We start from the raw sequence: 20,270 nt of genomic DNA, 5'->3' as shown, positions 1-20,270 counted from the left end.
TGTAACATATTCTCCCACTCCGCTCTTTTCAAGCGTTACGCCGCGCTCTTCTTCTTAGTTCGACCAGTAGATGAACGTCTCTCCTTCTACCTGCGGCGTATTCAGCGGGCGGTCGATGGCAATGGGCGCTTCGATAAGAGACGGCCAGAGCGGCTTGCCTTGCCGGGCATTGATCGCATCGAGTTTTGCCGTCATCTCGGCCAGCTTTTCCGGCTCGCTGGCGGAAAGGTCCTGCTGCTCGGTCGGGTCATCATTCAGATTGAAGAGCCAGACTTTGTCTTGTGTGCCGGAGCGCTGCAGTTTCCAGCCCTCGTCCATCAGGACCATATAATCGCCCGAGCGCCAGAAGAGCGGGCGGGACGGCGCAGGCTCTCCCTTTATCAGGGCGGCAAGGTCGATACCGTCGATCTGACGGTCTTCGGGCGGGGCGGCGCCAGCGGCGGCGGCCACGGTGGAGAAAATGTCGATATGCGCGGCAGGTGCGGCTAGCTGCGTACCGGCGGGCAGCACTTTGGGCCATTTAAGGAAGTAAGGCACATGAATGCCGCCTTCGAAGAAGGTCGCTTTCCAGCCCCGGTAAGGCCGGTTGAGATCGGGCAGACCCACATAATGGGCGCCGCCATTATCGCTCGTAAAAATCACCAGCGTGTTGTCTTCAAGGCCGTTTTCTTTCAGCGCGCCAAGTACCTCGCCCACCCCCCGGTCGAGGGCGCGGATCATCGCGGCGTAAACGCGCTCGGTATGATCCTCGATATGAGAGAGCGCGTCGTAATCGGCACGGGTTGCCTGAAGCGGTGTGTGCGGGGCGTTGTAGGCAAGATACATAAAGAAGGGACGGTTCTTGTTCGCCTCGATGGCGTTGACCGCCTCGGCGCTCAAATAGTCGGTCATATAACCATCCGGCTCGAAGCGGCCCGAGCCGTTGAAGCGGATAGCGTAGGGAAGGTTCGCCCAGAGGAAGGTGTCGATCGGGTCGAAGTCCTGAATGGAGTTCACCGCATCCGGATGGTCCTTGGGCAAGAACATGGCCGCCCCCGGCATGAAGCCGAGATATTCATCGAAACCATGGGCATCCGGGCGCATGCCCGGCGCGCCGCCCAGATGCCACTTGCCGAGCATGAGCGTGTGATAGCCGCGCTCCTGAAGAAGCTCGGCGACCGTTACTTCAGAATGGGGGATGCCCATATCATCGACCGGCGGCGTCTCCGCCTCACGCTCGGCATGGTAGAAGGCCGGCGGATCGCGATCCTCATTGAAGCTCGCGATCAGCCGGTGAAAGGGGACGGGGGCTGGCGTGAACTCGTAGCCGAAACGGGTCGCATAGCGCCCGGTCATGATCGCCGCGCGGGAGGGCGCGCAGGTGGCATTGCCAGCATAGCCATTGGCAAAGGTAACGCCGCTCCTCGCAATGGAATCGATGTTGGGCGTCGGCACGCTGCCGCCGGCAAGCCCACCGCCTGCAAAGGTCAGATCGTTGAAGCCCAGATCGTCGGCCAGAATGAGGATCACATTGGGCGCGCGTTCGCCTGCTGGCTGCGCTGCCTCTTCCGGCCCCTTCTCCCAGGCGACAGGCCGGTTCGGGCCAATAGGATCGCGCCATTCTGCAAGAATACCCGGCACATAAATCCAATACTGTGCCGCAAGATACCAAAGCGCTGCGCCCACCAGGACAGTTGCCGCCAAAAGGCCGCCGGTTTTCTTCCCAATTGCCATGATCATCCTCCACCCCAATATAATGCATTACATTAAGTTCGGGATGAAGACCTGTCCAGCCGGGGCGCAAAAGAAAAGAGCGGAGATGGATCGCTCCATCTCCGCTCTCAAATCGCTGCGCGGATGCGCATTTGAGGGATGCTGACATCGAGGCACAACGAAGAGGTCTTGGAAGAGGGCGGCCGCAGCCGCCCTCCTCATGTCTTAGAACGAGTAGGACACGTTGACGGAGACGAAGTCGCGGTCGCCGTCTTTCGAGTATTTCTCGTTACCGAAGAAGTTCGTGTAGGAAATCCCGCCACGCCAGGAGCTCTGATACGAGCCGTTCAGAGACAGGCTGACGCGCTTGCGCCCTTCACGGTAGTTGGCAAGCGGTGCCGGCGCGTTACCGGCCACGTCATGCTGCCATGCGATGGTCGGGTTCAGCGTGATCGGCGTGCCGAACGCGTTGTTGTACTGCAGCTGGCCGAGGAGCACATAGCCCCAGGACAGGCTGGTCGGACGGCAACCCTGACGGTTGTTGAGCGCAAGGAAGGCGCCGAGCGGCAGGTCCGTACCGGACGTACACACATTGGCAAGCTGCTTGCGGGAGAAGTCGGCTTCATCCGGAACATCCGGCACCCACATCGCCCCGGCTTCCGTTACCAGGATACCGAGGTCAGCGCCAAGCGCGCCGATCAGCGGGTTGGACTGGGTGTAGGTCGCCGTCGTGCCGATCTGAGCCGTCAGAACTTCTTCACGGACAAAGCCCGTGTATTCCGTGACGCTACCTTCAGGCGTCTGACCGCAAGTGGCCCCTGAAGAGAAGGTCTGGCTCCCATCAAGCTGGGCCGACATCAGGTCGACACCAAGGATAAAGTCGAACAAGCAAGACCCGCCAAGAGTGGCAAGCGTCAGCTGGTCCGTATCAAGCTGCAGCGGCTGGTTTGGACGGAACGAGGTTTCGCCCTGCACGCCCCAATCGCCGATCGTGGTGTTGAAGGAAAAGCCGAAGAGCTTGATGTCTTCCGGATATTCCAGGAAGAGGCCAACATTGCTAGCCGCACCTGCTGTCGTGGTATTGGCAAGAATTTCCGTGCCATCAACCAGAACAGGGGTCGGCGCCCCATCGACATTCACAACCTGAAGCTTGTTGTTGATGATCTGACAGTTCACCAGCATCGTTTCAAGCAGGCTGCCCGTCTGAATACCGCCTTGAGCTGCCAAAGCAGCATTCAATGTCGGAGAAATGGTCGCACCCGAGTTCGGTTGCGCCAAGCCGCCGAGAACCCCTTTGGCTGCACCAAGTAGGTTATTGGGGTCGTTGGCGAGAACCGAGTTAAGGTAGGCAACCTTAGCAGGGTTAGTGGTCAATGCGGCAAGGCCCGGCTCAGGACCAGCAGTACACCCACCAAGCAATGCCTGCCGGGACGTCTGGCCAGAATCCTGTTCCACTGCAGTATAGACTTGCAGCGAGGTATTTGCGTTCCGGCCGATAAGACGCTGGCTCGCGATCGGCACACGGCTATGGTAGTTCATGAAGTAGAAGCCAAACTCGGTGGAGTTGAGCTCTTCCGAATACCAGCGCAGTGCGAGACCATACTGGCCGCTGTCGCTTGCTTCCCGGTCATGATCGCGGGCGATGTCACCCGTACCGTCTTTCAGAGCCAAACGCAGCGCTTCGTTGTTACCAACCGGATAAGGCGTCGCATAGTCCACGAAAGCATTCGTACCACCGCAAACATAACGCGGGTCGGCAGCGAGGGCACCATCGAATGCGATAGAGAAGGCGTCAGGCGTCGAACAGTTACGGTTGAAGAAGCCTGAAATGTTTCGGCCGCCTGTCACGAAAGACTGTGCATTCGCAACACCGCCCTGCGCGGTCACGTCAGAGCCGGAGAAGGGCGTGCCCGGACGGTCGAGCTGGGTTTCTTCCCATTCGAGCTGATAGAAACCTTCCAGCGCGAGATTGTAGGGAAGGCCGATGGAGCCATAAGCCGCCCAAACGGGAAGCAGGCCTTCCTTGACTTCGGCACCCGGACGGCGGAAGGCGTTCACATCGAGCGGGGAAACGGAGTTCACACCGTTGAGAATGAACGTGCCTTCGCCCCAGTTGATCACCTGGCGGCCGATACGCAGGTTGAGCGGCAAATCGCCCACGTTGTAATCCGCCGACACATAAAGGTCGAGCAGGTCGATGTCGCGGGCGGCATCCACCTTGCCGCCTTCGTTCAGGGCAAAACGCTCGTAAGAGCTGTCATTATCCAGAACCGCGTCGTAGAACGAGTTCACACGGGCAAAGAGCGTGTAGTTCTGCCAGTTCGCCTGAATGTCGTTCGTCATTTTGACGACGCCCGATGTCAGGTCCCATTTGTCGAAGTTCAAACGGCCGTCATCGGTGTTGATCGACCCGGCAAAAGCGTTCGGGCCCGTCTCGCGGTCGAGCGTCACTACCTGGGTACCGAAGTTACCGGCAGCAGCAGACGCCGTAGTGGTCAAACCAGTGGTTGTTTCCACATCCCCCCGGTCTTCAATCGGACCGCCGTTGCCACCCGGCAAAAACAGGTCATTACGTTCGGAGACGCGCGCCGACACACCGGCCGAAACCGTCGTGTCGAAGTAGATCTGCACACCGCCGAATTGATATTCCAATGCGCTGGCCGGCATGCCCGATAGGCATGTCATCGCCAGCAGCGACGCCGCGCCTAGCGCGCCGCGTCCGCTGATCTTTCCGATCATCTATTCCCTCCTCACGCGAAGCGATTCGCGCCCCGCATACCTCGATTACTTCGATTGGTGCTTTGCGAGCCCCTCGGCACTCAAGCACACCCTAGAAGATTAATAGACACGCTTCTTGTCAATAACTTCAGGCTTTAATGACTCAGTTTATATATAACTGTGACAAATCGGCATATACGAGAATCGGCTAATTTATTAGTTAAATCAACGAACTAGCTGATTTCTAAAGACTTTCTTCATACGAAATATCGCTATACCGGCTGAATCTCTCCTCCCGATGAGTCCGGCAAGAATCGTGACAAATTATCATGAACAGATCTTTCTCTTAACAATAGGCATTTGATGTGCCGATAAATTACAAAGCCAAACCGCAACGCTAAACGCTCGCCCCTCAACGCCCAAGGCCTTAACCTCGGCAAACAGCCCACTCGCGCAAGGGGAGAGGCAAGAGGGTGTCGAAGACCCATAAAAGTCAGTTTCGTCAAAAAAACCGATGGCCGCGCCGCACGGGGTGCGCAAACGAAACAGAAAATCATCGACGCGCTGTTCGAGCTGATCCAAAGCGGCCAGCCCGCGCCGACCGGCGAGCAGGTCGCCGAAAAGGCACAAGTCGGCCTTCGCTCCGTCTACCGGCATTTCGATGATATCGACACGCTCTATGCCGCTATTCAGGACCGGCTTGACGCCTCTCTGCGCCCGCTCATTCAATCGGCACAGGAAAAAATCACCGGCGATCTGGAAGCGCGCACCCGCGCCATGATGGATATCAGGGGCGAGTTCTACGAACGCGCCGGCCCTTTCATCCGCTCGGATCGCTCCCGCCATTGGAATACGCCGGAAATCGAGCGCCGCCGCGCCTCAGGCAGTATGGAAATGCGCCTCTGGCTTTGGACCTGCCTGCCCGAATGCGCCAGCGCCCCTGCGGCGGCGCGCGCGGGGGTGGAAATGGCCGCTTCTTTTGCCGCCTGGGACCAATTGCGCAATGAGCAAAAGCTCAGCATCGAAGATGCGAAGGCCTGCACGGTCGCAGCGATTTTAAAATTGCTCGAGGCGGCGTGAAACGCACTTAACGGCGCCGCGCAGCTCACATCCTTCCGCATCATCCTCTCTCCAATGTTCCCCTACGTCAGGGGCGCGAAGTGATCAAATCTGCGGCGAGAGAGCTAGAGCGCGCGTTTCAAAGGGTGTAAAGGAAGGGCAGCTTTTATCCGCATAAAGGGCAAAAGCCCTGACCCATAACGGATTGCGTTAACAGGAAGGAATTCACTCATGGCAGAAGCATATATCGTTGCTGCCTCGCGCACGGCAGGCGGCCGCCGCGACGGCAAACTCAAAGGCTGGCATCCGGCGGACCTCGCCGGCGCGGTGCTCAAAGACCTCGTCAAGAAAACCGATATCGACCCGGCCCGCATCGACGATGTGATCATGGGCTGCGTCGGCCAGGCAGGCGAGCAGGCCGTCAATATCGGCCGTAACGCCGTGCTCGCCGCCGGTCTGCCGGAAAGCATTCCGGCGACCAGCGTCGACCGTCAGTGCGGCTCTTCCCAGCAGTCGATCCACTTCGCCGCTCAGGCCGTGATGTCCGGCTTCATGGACTGCGTGATCGCCGCCGGCGTTGAAAGCATGACGCGCGTGCCGATGGGCCTGCCCGCGTCGCTGCCTGCCAAAAACGGCTTCGGCGTCTACATGAGCCCGGAAATGCAGAAGCGCTATCCCGACATTCAGTTCTCCCAGTTCATGGGCGCTGAAATGATGGCGAAGAAATACGACATCTCCCGCGATCAGCTGGATGAGTTCGGTTATCAGAGCCACCAGCGCGCGATTGCCGCCACACAGGCCGGCGCGTTCGACGATGAAATTCTTGCCGTGGAAGTGGAAACGGAAAACGGCAAGGAAATGCACAAAGTGGATGAAGGCATCCGCTTCGATGCCAGCCTCGACGGCATCAAAGGCGTGAAGCTGCTCGCCGAAGGCGGCCGGCTGACGGCGGCGACCTCCAGCCAGATCTGCGACGGCTCGGCCGGTGTCATGATCGTCAATGAAAAGACGCTGAAGGAACTCGGCCTGACGCCGATGGCCCGCATCCACCACATGACCGTTGTGGGCGGCGATCCCATCATCATGCTGGAAGCCCCGCTTCCGGGCACGCAGAAGGCATTGCAGAAAGCCGGCATGAAGATCGACGATATCGATCTTTATGAAGTGAACGAAGCCTTCGCTTCCGTGCCGCTTGCCTGGCTGAAGGAAACCGGCGCGGATCCGGAAAAGCTCAACGTCAATGGCGGCGCCATCGCGCTCGGCCACCCGCTCGGCGGCTCCGGCGCCAAGCTTATGACGACGCTGGTTCATGCGCTGAAAAACCAGAACAAGCGCTACGGCCTGCAGACCATGTGCGAAGGCGGCGGCCTGGCCAATGTGACGATCATCGAACGTCTCTAAGCACCGCACCTTAGCGGAAACGGATGAACCGGCGGGGCCTCCCCGCCGGTTTTTCTTTGCCCGTTTCGCCGCGTCACAATCGGGAACCAACACCCCTGCCCGCGCGTTTAAAATGAAACAGGTGACGTGCGGCCCTGTGCCGGCGGCCTGTGCCACTTTGGGATACAGAAATGGGAGGCTGCCATGGGCCGCAAGCCGATCATTGCCTTTATCGTCAACAACGAATGGCTGGCCGCTCTTCTGGCCGCCATGACCTATATTCTCGCCACCTCCGCCTGGGCGGCGGGGCCTGCCGGGATCAATGCCGGTGCCTTCGAGCAGCAATTCGCCGCGCAGGGCATTTACCAGAAATGGGACCTCGACAAGGACGGCATCGTGGATGAGCGTGAATTTTCCAGAGGCTTTCACGCCTATTACGACAAAGACCGGGACGAGGCTTTGAGCGAGAAAGAGCTGGAACGCTTCGAGGAAGATGCCGCTGAAGACGGCCGCCTGCGCTAAGCGCCTCCCGAAACTCCCTTCAGGGTCAAGAAAGCCTCTTGTCAGGCACAGGCGGGGCCATTAAGCCCAAGGCCATGGCGCCGCCGCTTTTACATCTGAAAAACATTCACCTGACCTTCGGGGGCACACCGCTTCTGAACGGGGCGGAGCTTGCCGTCTCGCCCGGTGACCGGCTTTGCCTTGTCGGGCGGAACGGATCGGGAAAATCGACCCTTTTGAAAGTCGCCGCCGGGCTGGCCACGCCCGATAGCGGCGAAATTTTCCTGCAGCCCGGCGCCACGATCCGCTATTTGCCGCAGGAGCCGGATTTCAGCGGCTTCGAGACCGCTCTTGCCTTTGCCGAGGCCGGGCTTGGCCCCGGGGACGACCCTTACCGGGCGCGCTATCTTCTGGAGCGGCTGGGACTTTCAGGAGATGAAAATCCCGCCCATCTTTCCGGCGGCCAGGCACGCCGCGCCGCTCTCGCCCGCACGCTTGCCCCCTCGCCCGATATTCTGCTCCTCGACGAGCCGACGAACCATCTCGACCTGCCCGCCATCGAATGGCTGGAAAGCGAATTGCGCGGACTGAAATCCGCCCTCGTTCTCATCAGCCACGACCGGCGCTTTTTGTCCAATCTTTCGCGCAATACCGTCTGGCTCGACCGCGGACGCACACGTGCCTTCAATGTCGGCTTTGCCGCCTTTGAGGAAACCCGCGACCGGCTGATCGAGGAAGAAGCGCAGGCCCAGCACAAACTCGAACGTAAAATCGAGCAGGAAGAAGACTGGCTGCGCTACGGCGTCACCGCCCGGCGCAAGCGCAATCAGAAGCGGCTGCGCGATCTCCACTCACTGCGCGCCGCACGTGTCAGCCAAGGCGAAGCGCTGCGCCGCGCCACCGCCACGGTCACGATGGCGGCAACCGAAGGAGAAACCTCCGGCAAACTCGTTGCCGATCTTGAAGAGGTGAGCAAATCCTATGACGGTGCGCCCATCGTCAAATCCTTGAGCGTCAAAATTCTGCGCGGCGACAGGGTGGGCATCGTGGGGCCGAACGGCGCGGGCAAGACCACGCTTCTCAAACTCATCACAGGCGATCTCGAGCCCGACGAAGGCCGCATCAAGCTCGGCACAAACCGGCAGATGGTGACGCTGGAACAGAACCGGGAAAGTCTCGATCCGAACGAGACCTTGCGCGACGTGCTGACCGGCGGACGCGGCGACATGGTGGAAGTCGGCAACGCCAGCAAACATGTCATCGGCTATATGAAGGATTTCCTCTTTGCCCCGGAACAGGCGCGCACGCCTGTTCATGCGCTCTCGGGCGGTGAACGCGGACGGCTGATGCTGGCACGCGCGCTTGCCCGGCCCTCCAACCTTCTGATCCTCGACGAGCCGACCAACGATCTCGATATCGAAACGCTCGATCTTTTGCAGGAAATGCTCGCCGATTATGAGGGAACGCTCTTGCTTGTCAGTCACGACCGCGATTTTCTCGACCGGATCGTGACATATACGATTGCCTCGGAAGGAGATGGCGAATGGCAGGTCTATCCCGGCGGCTATAGCGATATGGAGCGCCAGCGCGGCGCACGCAAAAAGGAAGAAAAAGCAGCCGCGCCCGCCAAGCAAAAATCCGGCGGCGACAAAGCCGTCGCCGCGCCCGCCAAGAGACAGGAAAAGCGCAAGCTCTCCTTCAAGGAAAAACATGCGCTTGAAACCCTGCCCGGCGAGATGGAAAAGCTTGGCGGTAAAATCGCGCAGCTGAAAGAAAAACTCGCCGCACCCGATTTTTATTCCAAAGACCCGGAAGGCTTTGCCAAATCCGCCAAGGCGCTGGAAGCGGCAGAGGCTGAGCTGGCCCAGAAAGAAGAAGACTGGCTTGCCCTTGAAATGCTGCGCGAGGAACTGGAGGGCACATGACCACGATCTATGTCGATGCCGATGCCTGCCCGGTGAAAGAGGAAACGCTGCGCGTTGCCGAGCGGCACGGGCTTTTGACCTATATCGTTTCCAATAGCGGCATGCGCGTGCCGCGCAGCCCGCTTGTGCGGCAAATGATCGTGCCGGAGGGCCCGGACGCCGCCGATGACTGGATTGCGGATCATATCGGCGCGGGCGACATTGTGATTACTGCCGATATTCCCCTTGCCGCGCGCTGCCTTGAAAAACAGGCCCTTGCGCTCGGGCCGAGCGGTAAACCTTTCTCGCCGGAAAATATCGGCATGTCACTCGCGATGCGCGATCTGACGAGCACCTTGCGCGAGACGAGCGATTTCAAAAGTTACAATCCCGCCTTCACGCAGAAAGACCGCTCCCGTTTTCTCAGCGCACTGGAAGAGACGGTGCGCAAGGCAAAGCAGGGCTCATAACGCCGCTGTCGCGTCATATTTCATCAGCCAGTCATAGCGGGACGCAGTAAAGCCCGGCAGAAGCTTTGAACCCGCCGCCATGGCAAAGTGAACACCGCCGCGCAAGAGCGGGTGGGCAAGATGAAAGAGCCCCGCATTCGCCTCGGACTGCGCCTGCACCTTGGAGGCGCGCGGTTTGCGCACCGCCTCATAACGGGCAAGCGCATCCGGCACGGGTGCCGTTTCAAGAGAGGCCGCCAGGACGCAAGCATCTTCGATCGCCATAGCCGCGCCTTGCGCGAGAAACGGGAGCATCGGATGGCAGGCATCGCCGAGCAGCGTGACGCGGCCTGAACTCCAGGAGGCAAGCGGCGCGCGCGCATGGAGCGCCCAGCGGAAGGGATTTTCCACCGCTTCGGCCACGGCGCTGAGCGTTGGATGCCAGGACCCGAAATCCCGGCGCAGTTCCTCGCGGCTGCCCGGTTCCATCCAGGCTTCGGAGACCCAGGTGTCCCGCTCGACCACCCCGACGAAATTCACCAGCTCGCCGCCGCGCACATAATAGGTAATGGCATGGGCATGGGGGGCGAGCCAGCTTGTGACGACGGGGCGCAGACCCACATCTTTGAGCCGCTCGGCGGGCACAAGACCGCGCCAGGCCATCATCTTTTTGAAGGTAGGTTTGCGCGCGCCGAAAAGGGCCGTACGCACCGCCGAATGAATACCGTCTGCGCCGACAATAAGATCGCCGCTTTCCACCGCACCGTCTTCAAAGATGAGCGTTGCCGAGCGGGCATTCTGATAAAGGCCGTTCACTTTCGCCTCGGTGCGGATCGTGCCGGGACTGCGCGCTGCCACCGCTTCATGCAAAAGCCGGTGGAGGTCCGCCCGGTGAATATGAAAATAGGGAAGCCCGTAGCGCGCCCGCGCCCGCTCGCCCAGCGGGATCTGTGTCAAAAGCCGGCCCGAGACATGATCGCGCAGCTCGATACCTTGCGGCTCGAAAGAAACTTTCGCCAGCTCTTCCTCGAGGCCGAGGGAGAAAAGAACCCGCAGCGCATTCGGCCCGAGCTGCAGCCCGGCACCGACTTCTCCCATGTCCGCGCTTTGCTCGAAAAGCGCAACCTCATGCCCTTTGGCAAGCAGTGCCAGTGCCGCAGTGAGGCCGCCAATGCCGCCGCCTGCAATCAGTATTTTCATTACCGTCCCTTCGCCCGCGAATGCGCTACTGCATTCACTCGCCGAGCCACCCGCGCTCACCATAAAGGCTCGGGCCAGAGCGGCAAAGGCGGCATGTTGCCTCCACCTGCTTTATTGCGGCAGATCAAAGCGAAGGGTTTTAAGGACGCGCGGCTTTAAAGACGCGGCAGTGCCGCAAAAGCCGCCTCATCATGAGAAGGCACAATGGCAAGTCCCGGATTGGCCTTCGCGATTTCGTGAAGAAGCGCCACGGTGCGCGCCGTCTCCTCCGCGTTCCGGTCGACGAGCGAGCGGGCAAAGGGTGTTTTTTCGGCCGGAATGGAAACCGCTTCGGCCGACCAGGAAACATCGCCGATGAAGAAATAGCGCTCTTGCGGGCTGCGGCTCAGCACGAGGCCGAGCGAGCCCGTGGTGTGACCGCCAAGCTCGACCAGCACGGCGGTGCCGTCCCCGAAAATATCTTTGGAGCGTTCGAAAGGACCGAAGGGGACGGGATCGAGCGTGACAAAGTCCCAATTGATGGCCGGGTCCATATATTGCTCGGGAAAGAAGCCGGGATTACCGATCTTCCCCGCCGTGACCGCGCCCTCATATTCGGCTTCCAGAATACGGATGGGCGTTTGCGGGAAATCCTTGATGATGCCTGCATGGTCCCAGTGCAAATGCGTGAGCAGGACGAACTCGACATCGGCTTGCGTAAGCCCCGCCGCGCTTAATTGCTCAAGCGCCGGGGTCTTTCCTTCATAGGCAAAAAGCTTGGCATTGAGACCGGAAAAATTCCGCTCGAATTCACCAGCAATGCGCGAGCCGATCCCGCCTTCGAACAGGAAGGTGGCTTCGGGATGGCGCACCACCACGCCGGAGAAAATGGACGTGTGCTCTTTCAAGAGGCTGCCGCCGCTGAAAATGAACGCCTGGGGCGAGACATTTTTCCCGGTCACGAAATAGCCGAGCTCCACCTGCGGCGCACCGGGCGCCGGCGCAGGCAGGCGATAGTCCCCCTCCCCGGCAAGTGCGGAGGTATCGATCACGCGCGGCCAAAGCTGATAGGCGGTGAACCCCGCGATCACCAGAACGAGACCGGCGAGCAAAGCCAGGCCCGCCAAAAGCAGGGTACGCGGGGTAAAGGGAAGGCTGCGGGACTGGCTCATGATATCTCTCCTGTGTTTCGGATTATTTTTTATGTTGTCCGGTCTATTTTTGTCAAGACAAATACCGCTGGGCGCGAAATGGCGCGGATTTCCGCCACTTCACAGGAGGCAGAGCGGTCTTACCGGTGCAAGGTGTGCGGGTTCTTAAGCGAGGAAGAGGGTGAGCTGACGGGCGAGGCGCCTCAGCGGCGCCGGGGAGCGCTGAACCTGGGAGAGGATGAGCGCGCCTTCGATGGCGGCAATGGCAAGCTCTGCCTGCGCGGCGGCTTTTTTCTTTTCCACCCCAAAAAGACAAAGCCGTTTTTCGATGATCATCTGCCAGCGCGCATAGGCTTCGAGCGCGCTTTGCCGGATGGGCTCAACTTTGCCCGCGACTTCCAGCGCGACAAGACAGACGGGGCAGCCGCCCTGAAAATCGCTCTCGACCAGCACGTCCCCCAACAGGGAGGCGGCTTTGGTCACGAAGTCCGCCGGATCTTTCGCCTTACCGGCCAGCTCTTCCAGCGCCTCGGCGATCTGGGCGCCGGCAAAGGCGACGGCGGCCGCGCCGATCTCTTCCTTGCCGCCTGGAAAATGATAATAGATCGAGCCTTTCGGCAGGTTCCCAGCCTCGGCAATGTCGAAAATGCCGGTCGCGTGGAACCCCTGCTTCTGGAAAAGCGAGGCCGCGACTTCGATCAATTGCTGGCGGGTTTTCTGGCCCTTGCTGATCTTCTTGTTCGCGGGCTTGTTTGCCGGCTTTTCAGAGGTCTCGCTTTGCCCGTCCGGCTTCGTTTTCTGCGGCTTTTTCATCACTCACCTTTTAGAACAGCCGGTCTATTATGGGTGAATCCCTCCTCACAAGAAAGCAAAACCGAAATCCGGTTTTAAAGCCGGGTAGCGACACTCTTCTTCTCATTGAAAATGGAAGAGCCATGCCCCGCTCCACCGGCATTGCCGCACTCACCGCTTGCCTCGCCCTTTCCGGCATTGGCGCTTCGCCCGCCCATGCGGTAAAGGCGGCAGCCAGCACGCCGGAGCTTAAAACCTGCATCACCAAGGCCGCCGCCCATTACGAGGTGCCCGAGCCGCTGATCTGGCTCATCCTCGATGTGGAAGGGGGTGAGGCCGGCACCGTCTCAGGCAACAGCAACGGCACGGACGATCTTGGGCCTATGCAGATCAACACGTTCTGGCTGCCCTTGATCGAAGAGCATTATGAGCGCCCGCGCGCTCTCCTGCGCCGCCAGCTCCAGAACGATGCCTGTTTCAACATCGCCGTTGGTACCTGGATCCTGCGGGTCAATATCGACGAGGCGGGCGGCAATATCTGGCAAGGCATGGGCTGGTACCATTCGCGCACGCCCTCTCATGCGCGCAAATACCTCGACCGCGTACTTGCCGCCGCCGAGCGCTGGTACGGCGTGCGGCCTGACGTTTCCGTTTCCTTTCAGAAATAAACCCCAAACGAAAAAGGGCCCGCCCCGGAGGGCAGGCCCCATCTTGAGTGCTTCTGTTAGCCGCGTCCGTTAGCCACGGAAGAGCGCCAGAATGTTCTGCGGCGCGCCATTGGCGATCGTCAGAGCCTGGATGCCCAGCTGCTGCTGAACCTGCAGGGCCTTCAGACGAGCGCTTTCGCGGTTCATGTCGGCATCGACCAGCACACCGATACCGCGTTCTGCGGCGTCGGCGAGCTTCTGCACGAAGTCGTGCTGAATGCCCAGACGCTTTTCGATCGACCCCAGCGTGGAGCCGACTTCAGTCGCCTTGGCAACAGCTGCTTCGACTTCACCCAGCGCGTCGGCAAGATCGGCAGCCGTGGTGGTGTTGTCGATCGCGAAAGCGGCATCAAGGATACCGTTGGCGATCAAGCCGGCTGCACCACCGCTAAGCTGCGTGGTGAAGTGGCCATCACCCACTGCTGCGCCGACATAGGCCGTCTGGCCCGGATCGAACACGATATTCTGCGGCGTAACCGTGGCACCCGTACGCACAAGCGAGGCGAGAATGTTCACGGGGTTACCGTTGTTGTTCGTATCGTTGATCGACCCGTCCAGCCAGTTGTTGCCGTTAAAGTTGGCGGAGTTCACCACAGAAAGGATCTGCCCCTTCAACTGCTGGATATCGTCGTTGATCTTCTCCTTGTCCACACCGGCATCCTGGGCCGCCACGAGACGCTGCTTCATATCCTTGAGCAGGTTCACGATGGATTCGTTGGCGGTGGAAGCCACGTCCGCGGTCGCCTGACCGAGGCCGATAGCATCCGAAATCGCCTGATAGCCCACGAGGTCGGTCCGCATCGTCGTGGCAATCGCCCAATAAGCCGCGTTATCCTTGGCTTTTGCGACGCGCATGCCCGTCGAAATACGGTCCTGGGTCATTTCCAGCTGCTGGTTCGTGCTGGTGAGAGTCTGCAGCGCGGTCATTGCGCCGACATTGGTGAGAATAGAAGCCGTCATAGCTCTGTTTCCTTCTTTCTAGGTTTAAAGAGGTGTCCCGCCTTCTGACGACCTGCAAAGATCCGCCGTGCTTCTGACTGGCCGGACCTGAGATGACAGCTTGAGCTTTCCTGCCCCCGGTTAAACGCGGGTTTAAGTTTGCGCGCGCTCCACGTCCGGCGCGCGGAGCGCTTTTCTTAAAACCTGATTTAACCGCCCCTTCCTAGCGTGTCCCGATGCTGCACGAGGTGCGTTGCACTCGTTGCATTGCGTGTGAAATGCGCGGGCCTCTCACGGCCCCGCCAAAGACAGGGAACAGCGTCATGGGTCCTCTTATCGGTATCCCGCTTCTCATCATCGCCGTGATCGGCGGCTATATGGGCATGGGCGGGGAAATTTCCGTTCTCTGGCAACCCTTCGAAATGCTGATCGTGGCGGGCGCTGCCGTTTCCACGCTGATCATCGGCAATCCGCTCGCGGTCGTGAAAGATACGGTGCGTTCGGTCAGCGATCTTTTCAACGGCAAGAAGGTGAAGGAAGAAGACTACCTCGAACTTCTGAGCCTGCTTTATGCGATTTTACGCTCCGTGAAGGGCCAGGGCATGCTGCAGCTTGAAAGCATGATCGAGCGCCCGCATGAGAGCGAGCTTTTCCAGCAATATCCGCGTGTCCTCGCCAATCCGCGCGCCGTCAACTTTCTCTGCGATTATCTGCGTCTTCTCTCGCTCGGCACCGCCAAGCCCCATGAAATCGAATCTCTTATGGATGAGGAAATCCGCATCCTTTCAAAAGACCTGCACCGGCCGACCCATGCCTTGCAGGTCATGGCCGATGCCCTGCCCGCGCTCGGCATCGTGGCCGCCGTGCTTGGCGTCATCAAAGCGATGGGCGCGATCAACCAGCCGCCCGAAGTGCTGGGCCATCTGATCGGCGGGGCGCTGTTCGGCACATTTATCGGTGTTTTTCTTTCCTACGGCGTCGTCAGCCCGCTGGCCGGGCTCGTGCGCACCAATAAAGATGCGCAGATCAGTTATTTCCTGGCAATCAAATCCACCCTGCTTGCCCATCTGAACGGCGCGGCCGCGCAGGTCGCCATCGAATACGGCCGCAAGGTGCTGCATATCGATGCGCAACCGAGCTTCGATGCGGTCGAAAAGTCGACCGTGCTTGAAAACGACGTCATCCGGCACGCCAAAGCCCGCGATGCTGCTTAAGGAGCTCCCATGCCGGATTTGAAAGTCTTCCGCTTCGTTTTCGTGTGCCTTTTGATCGGCGGCGGCATCGGCACGGCCATGGCCTTCGATGCGGCGGCAAGGCTGCGCGCTGCCGAAGCCCCGGCGGAAGAAAAAGCGAATGAGGCAACGCCATCCTCCACCCATGTGGAAGCAGGACAATTCGTGGTGCCGCTCCTGGAAGAGGGGCGCACCGAAGCCTTTCTGCTCGCCGAAATTACGCTTGAGCTTGCGGACAAGGAAACCGCCGCCCGTCACCGCGCCGACACATCCATCTTGCGGGATATCATGCTGCGGCACTTTTTCGAGGCGGCGGAAGAAGGCCGCGTCCTGCCGAATAAAGCGGACCCTGCAACGCTCAAAAACAGTCTCAAGCGCGCGCTCAACCGGGAACTGGGTACGGCAGCCGTCACACAGGTTCTCTTCGACCGGCTGCTGCTGCAGGAAAATGTGCGGAGGTAAGGCCCATGGCAGAAGCGATTGTGCCTGCAACGGCAGAGGCTGACGGGCCGTCGCTCACCCCGGGCATTTACCGCGAGGCCACGCAAATCCGGGCGAACGCCGTCGTTCTGAGCCGGCCGCCGCTTTTCGTCCCCGGCTCCGAAGCCTTCTCGCTTGAAGGCACGGTAACGCGCCAGCTGCAGAACAACCTCATTCAGGTGCAGACCGATCTCGGTGCCTTCACCATCCGTTATTCCGGCGGCACGCAGGCGATCCCCGCAAATGGCGCGCGCGTGCCGGGCGCTGGCGAGACGCTGCTGCTGACGGTCTCCCCCTCCGGCACCAGCGTGCGCGCAGAGCTTGCCGCGCCCAAAACCAGCACCGCCCCTGTGGGCACGGAGGTGCAAACGCTCAAAGGCCAGGCAGTTCTGACGAGTGAAGCCGTGCGCCCGGCCATCGCCCTTGCTCAGACGGCGGCAGCACGCATCGTCCAGAACAGCATGGCGCCGGCACTTTCCATGCAGAACCCGGCGCCCGCCCGCGGGCCAAGCGACCCACCGCCGGTCGGCGCGCGGCCCATTTCCCAATTCGAAGGCTCCGTGGTCGGCTCCATCAAAAGCAGCGAGCTTTGGTATCAAAGCAGCCTTGCGGCGGGGCGCGATGAGACGGGGTTCCGCGATCCTTCCATGTTGAAAGCCTTTCAGGATGCAAGTCAGCTGCGCCATACCGACCCCGCTCAGCAGATCGTGAGCAGTTTCCGCAGCCTCTCGCAGCCCTATCACACGATGATGGAAGCGCTGCTTCTGCTAAATCCGGCCATCGTTTCGGCGCTCACCGCAAAGATACCGAAAGCCAATTCCAGTTTCGGCATCGGCTTGATGTTTTTCTTTTTGTGCCTGCGCCATGGCGGCATCCGGCGCTGGCTCGGGCGGGACGCGGAACGGGAGTTCGAGCTGCATGAAATGGAAGAAATGCTGGACTATCTCGACCAGCAGGTTTTCCCGCGCATGCATGACATCCCAGGTTACGGCAAATGGGCTGTGGCAATTGCCCCCTTCATGCTGAAGGAGATGTCGCAATTCGTCTGGGCGGTACAGGAATCCATCACCGGCCACAGAAGCCGCCTGCCCGTCCATCGCTTTGCGCTGCAATTGCCTTTCGAACGTCTGGGACCCGTCCAGTTTTCAGGCCATGTGATCGGCCAAACGATCGACATTCTTTGCCTGACGCCGCGCCCGCTGCCCTCCGGCCTTGAAGAAACATTGCGGCGCAATGTGCCCGCCATTATCGCCCATCATCACATGAGCGGTGAGATCGGTTTTTCCTATGACAGCGGGCTTTGGATTCCATTTGTCAAAAATTTGAGTCTCGATCGAGCCGTCTGAAACACAACCCAGCGGCGCGCAGGCAGGGTGGCAAAACCGAAACCCCAGTTTAGAGATTGGCTTCTAGCCTTAGCCCATCAAGGAAAGGCTTTGATCATGTCCGCTGACAGCCGGCTTACATTCCCCGCTCCCTCCTCTTACGCGCCTGAAACGCGCGCGCCCCGCAGCGCGCCTGCTGCAAAGGACAAAAGCGAGGAAAATCCGGGCGAGAGCTTTTCTGCTTATCTCGACCGGCGCGCGGCGGAAACGCAGGAGCGTGCCGCACCGAAACCCGAGCAGACAAGCGAAGCCCCGGCGCGCGCTAAAGAAACGCCGCCTGCGGGGCACGCGGAAAAACGCGCAGCGGACGAGCGCGCACAAAAGCCGGATGCGGCCCAGAACAAAAGTCAGAGCGACCCCCCTGCCGAGGGGGCAAAGCCGGAGAAAGCCGCCGCGCAAACCGCAAACGCGGCCAACACCGCTCAAGCGGCGCTGGGCGAGGCTGTGCAAAAAAACACGTCCCCCACTTCTGCCGGGAAAGGGCAAGCCGTCCCTGAGACAGCCCCCCTTCCCGCCGCCCCCGGCGCGGGAGCTGCGCAGGCAAAAACCTCGGACCCTGCCCCGGCAGGCAGCCTGCAAGGTTCCGCCAACACCGCCCGGGCGGCGGATGCCTGGACATCTTCTTTCGCAGGCACCGCCGAAGGCAAAGCGGAGGGCCCGCAAACCTCCACGCGCGAGGCGAGCCCCGCCGCCGCCCCGCTTCATGGCGGCAAGGAAGCAAGTGCCCGCGCCAACGACAAGAAAGAAGGCAGCGGCAACACACACACCGCAAAAGGCGAAATTGCTTCTGCCACAGGCCAAGCCGGCGTCAAGGAAGCTGCGCAGGAAGCAGCAAAAGAACTTTCCGGTACAGGCAAAACACCGAGCGGGCCTCAGCCCGCAAGCGCGCCGCAAACCCAATCCGCCGCAGCTTCCCTTTTCTCCGACACCAGCAGAAGCGGCACAGGCGAGAGCGCGCCATCGCCCTCTCCCACCGCAAGCACGGCAGGCGAGGCGGCACAACGCCTTGCCCAGCTTTCCCCCGCGCAAGCAGGCGCTGCCCATGCGTCCCGCCCCGCGCAACAACTTGCCGACGGGCTTATTCAGGCGGTGCGCCACGGGCAGGATAAGCTGACGCTGCAGCTTTTCCCTGAGGAGCTCGGCTCCATCGATGTGACGCTCGAAATGCAGAATGGGCGCCTCAAAATCGTCGTTGCCGCCGAGCGGCCGGAAACCCTGCAGCAATTGCAGCAGAACCAGCGTGATCTGGAACGGGCGCTTGCCGATGCGGGCTTTGAACACGGCAGCGCCGATCTTTCCTTTTCCGAGCGCGGCGCGGAGGGCGGTGAAAGAGAGCCCGGCACATCCCGCCAGGCCTTTTCCCTCAATAGCGCGTTTGGCGATGCTGCAAATGAGGAGAGCCCTCAGCTGCTTTCCCTCAATGGCGGGATCGATTTGCGCCTTTAATTCCCCCAGGATCAACCGGCAGGACAGGACATGACCCAGGTACCCCAGACGACGACCGATTATCAGTCTTTCTTGAAGCTGATGACGGCGCAGATGAAGAACCAGGACCCGCTCGCTCCCTTGGATGCGACGCAGTTCGTCACCCAGCTTGCGCAATTCTCGCAAGTGGAACAGTCGGTGCAAATGAACGAGCGGCTGGACAATCTTTCCACCATGCTCTCCTCCCTCTCCTCGCAGGCCGGCGCCAGCATGATCGGCCGGTCTGTCGAGACGGAGAATTACCGCATGAAGCTGGAAGATGGCGGCGCGGAGTTCCGCCTGCGCCTCGATGAAACGCCGAGCGAGGCGGTCTACCGGGTCAAGAATGCGGGCGGCGACGTTATCCGCGAGCAAAGTTTCGTTTATGAAGGCGAAGGCCAGACCATTACCTGGGACGGTAGGGACGATAATGGCATCGATCAGGATGACGGGCTTTATACGGTCGAGATCGAGGCACGCAACGGGGACGGCGATCTTATCCCCGGTCAGACTTTCATGAACCACGCCATTACCGAAGTCGTGCAGGAAGGCGGCGCAACGCGCCTGGTGCTGGAAACGGGCCAGGAACTCGACGTAACGGCGGATATGCGCATCTTCTAAGTCTCCCACCTCTCCAACATAGAAAAGGCGCCCTGGAAACCGGGCGCCTTTTTCATTGCCTGCAATTGAATGACAGAGGGCGCTTAAAGCTCGAGCTTCATGCCGGCGGGAGAGAGCTCGGCGGCGCGCAGGTTGCGGCCGGCGGCGCTGTAAAGCCCTTCGCTGTTCACATTTTCCACGGCCCTGGCATGGAGCGCGGCGACTTTCTGCACCGCCGATCCTAGATCCTTGAGAAGGCGGAGATTTTCTTCCGCGCTTTTTTGTACATCGGCGGTGAGCGCCCTGATTTCCTCTTCAAGCGCGCTCCCGCTTCCCATCAAAGCCACCTGCTGCGCATGGGCCGCCTCTTCCAAGGCGGAAAGGCGAATGAAAAGGCTTTCCTTGATATCGGCGAAACGCTCGAGAGCGGGCGTGTCGAGTTTCAGCACCGCCTCGTTCTCGGCTTTCAGGACATCGCCGAGCTCGCGCAGATGCGCATGGGCGCGCGCCAGAAGCTCCTGGCGGTAGGCGGCGGAAGGATCTTCTGCCTCCTGCGCTTCTTCTGCCGGCGCCTCAGCGGGCGCAGGCGGAAGCTCGAAATCCTGGATATGCTGTTTCAGATCGGCGCCGTCCGTCAT

Annotated in this window: 19 protein-coding genes; 11 read left to right on the top strand and 8 right to left on the bottom strand. The window is 60.4% G+C overall.

Annotation, left to right across the window (positions count from 1 at the left end):
* Positions 1-54: 54 nt before the first annotated feature.
* From ACOQOT_RS02240 to ACOQOT_RS02230, 3 genes are all read right to left on the bottom strand, one after another.
* Complete coding sequence (locus ACOQOT_RS02240) at positions 55-1,713, bottom strand: sulfatase-like hydrolase/transferase (RefSeq protein ID WP_420560755.1); 1,659 nt, start codon at positions 1,711-1,713, stop codon at positions 55-57.
* Between the two features lie 204 nt (positions 1,714-1,917).
* Complete coding sequence (locus ACOQOT_RS02235; protein ID WP_420561895.1) at positions 1,918-4,359, bottom strand: DUF1302 family protein; 2,442 nt, start codon at positions 4,357-4,359, stop codon at positions 1,918-1,920.
* Positions 4,360-4,737: 378 nt separating this feature from the next.
* Complete coding sequence (locus ACOQOT_RS02230) at positions 4,738-5,256, bottom strand: hypothetical protein (protein ID WP_420560754.1); 519 nt, start codon at positions 5,254-5,256, stop codon at positions 4,738-4,740.
* A 48-nt stretch (positions 5,257-5,304) separates the two neighbouring features.
* On the opposite strand from ACOQOT_RS02230, the gene ACOQOT_RS02225 reads away from it, so the two are divergent.
* From ACOQOT_RS02225 to ACOQOT_RS02205, 5 genes are all read left to right on the top strand, one after another.
* On the top strand, positions 5,305-5,490 hold the full coding sequence (locus ACOQOT_RS02225) for a hypothetical protein (protein ID WP_420560753.1): 186 nt from the start codon (positions 5,305-5,307) through the stop codon (positions 5,488-5,490).
* A 210-nt stretch (positions 5,491-5,700) separates the two neighbouring features.
* Positions 5,701-6,870 (top strand): acetyl-CoA C-acetyltransferase, encoded by a 1,170-nt coding sequence (locus tag ACOQOT_RS02220; protein WP_420560752.1) that lies wholly within the window; start codon positions 5,701-5,703, stop codon positions 6,868-6,870.
* A gap of 183 nt (positions 6,871-7,053) precedes the next feature.
* The gene (locus ACOQOT_RS02215; protein ID WP_420560751.1) at positions 7,054-7,371 is read left to right on the top strand and encodes a hypothetical protein; all 318 of its coding nucleotides are present in this window, start codon (positions 7,054-7,056) and stop codon (positions 7,369-7,371) included.
* A 74-nt stretch (positions 7,372-7,445) separates the two neighbouring features.
* Positions 7,446-9,275 carry an ABC-F family ATP-binding cassette domain-containing protein gene (locus ACOQOT_RS02210; protein ID WP_420561894.1) on the top strand — a complete coding sequence of 610 codons (1,830 nt, stop codon included), beginning with the start codon at positions 7,446-7,448 and terminating at the stop codon, positions 9,273-9,275.
* Positions 9,272-9,724 (top strand): YaiI/YqxD family protein, encoded by a 453-nt coding sequence (locus ACOQOT_RS02205; RefSeq protein WP_420560750.1) that lies wholly within the window; start codon positions 9,272-9,274, stop codon positions 9,722-9,724. The genes ACOQOT_RS02210 and ACOQOT_RS02205 overlap by 4 nt, the downstream gene beginning before the upstream one ends.
* Here ACOQOT_RS02205 and ACOQOT_RS02200 read toward each other — a convergent pair.
* From ACOQOT_RS02200 to ACOQOT_RS02190, 3 genes are all read right to left on the bottom strand, one after another.
* Positions 9,719-10,903 (bottom strand): FAD-dependent monooxygenase, encoded by a 1,185-nt coding sequence (locus ACOQOT_RS02200; protein ID WP_420560749.1) that lies wholly within the window; start codon positions 10,901-10,903, stop codon positions 9,719-9,721. The two genes, ACOQOT_RS02205 and ACOQOT_RS02200, sit on opposite strands and share 6 nt — an antisense overlap.
* A gap of 155 nt (positions 10,904-11,058) precedes the next feature.
* Entirely contained in the window at positions 11,059-12,054 is a 996-nt protein-coding gene (locus ACOQOT_RS02195; protein ID WP_420560748.1) for an MBL fold metallo-hydrolase, read from the bottom strand.
* Positions 12,055-12,198: 144 nt separating this feature from the next.
* Positions 12,199-12,846: a TetR/AcrR family transcriptional regulator gene (locus tag ACOQOT_RS02190; RefSeq protein ID WP_420560747.1), complete on the bottom strand. Its 648-nt coding sequence runs from the start codon at positions 12,844-12,846 to the stop codon at positions 12,199-12,201.
* A 122-nt stretch (positions 12,847-12,968) separates the two neighbouring features.
* Between ACOQOT_RS02190 and ACOQOT_RS02185 the strand changes: the two genes are divergently transcribed.
* Positions 12,969-13,493 carry a lytic transglycosylase domain-containing protein gene (locus tag ACOQOT_RS02185; RefSeq protein WP_420560746.1) on the top strand — a complete coding sequence of 175 codons (525 nt, stop codon included), beginning with the start codon at positions 12,969-12,971 and terminating at the stop codon, positions 13,491-13,493.
* A 69-nt stretch (positions 13,494-13,562) separates the two neighbouring features.
* Here the strand turns inward: ACOQOT_RS02185 and ACOQOT_RS02180 are convergent, their stop codons facing one another.
* Positions 13,563-14,492 (bottom strand): flagellin, encoded by a 930-nt coding sequence (locus ACOQOT_RS02180; protein WP_045445959.1) that lies wholly within the window; start codon positions 14,490-14,492, stop codon positions 13,563-13,565.
* Between the two features lie 302 nt (positions 14,493-14,794).
* On the opposite strand from ACOQOT_RS02180, the gene motA reads away from it, so the two are divergent.
* From motA to ACOQOT_RS02155, 5 genes are all read left to right on the top strand, one after another.
* Positions 14,795-15,685, top strand: a complete 891-nt coding sequence (motA, locus tag ACOQOT_RS02175; RefSeq protein WP_420560745.1) for a flagellar motor stator protein MotA — start codon at positions 14,795-14,797, stop codon at positions 15,683-15,685.
* Positions 15,686-15,694: 9 nt separating this feature from the next.
* Entirely contained in the window at positions 15,695-16,165 is a 471-nt protein-coding gene (locus ACOQOT_RS02170) for a flagellar basal body-associated FliL family protein (RefSeq protein ID WP_420560744.1), read from the top strand.
* A gap of 5 nt (positions 16,166-16,170) precedes the next feature.
* A complete protein-coding gene (locus ACOQOT_RS02165) occupies positions 16,171-17,529 on the top strand; it encodes a hypothetical protein (RefSeq protein WP_420560743.1) in 1,359 nt (452 codons plus the stop codon).
* A gap of 96 nt (positions 17,530-17,625) precedes the next feature.
* Positions 17,626-19,014, top strand: coding sequence for a flagellar hook-length control protein FliK (locus ACOQOT_RS02160; RefSeq protein ID WP_420560742.1), 1,389 nt, complete (start codon positions 17,626-17,628; stop codon positions 19,012-19,014).
* 30 nt (positions 19,015-19,044) lie between these two features.
* Positions 19,045-19,653: a flagellar hook assembly protein FlgD gene (locus tag ACOQOT_RS02155; protein WP_420560741.1), complete on the top strand. Its 609-nt coding sequence runs from the start codon at positions 19,045-19,047 to the stop codon at positions 19,651-19,653.
* A gap of 83 nt (positions 19,654-19,736) precedes the next feature.
* Here ACOQOT_RS02155 and ACOQOT_RS02150 read toward each other — a convergent pair whose 3' ends face one another.
* On the bottom strand, positions 19,737-20,270 hold the full coding sequence (locus ACOQOT_RS02150) for a hypothetical protein (protein WP_420560740.1): 534 nt from the start codon (positions 20,268-20,270) through the stop codon (positions 19,737-19,739).

Origin of the sequence: Tepidicaulis sp. (assembly GCF_965222285.1) — a bacterium.
Classification (GTDB): Bacteria; Pseudomonadota; Alphaproteobacteria; order Parvibaculales; family Parvibaculaceae; genus Tepidicaulis.
Note: the sequence above shows the minus strand (reverse complement) of the source record. Positions and strands in the feature narration are given on the sequence as shown.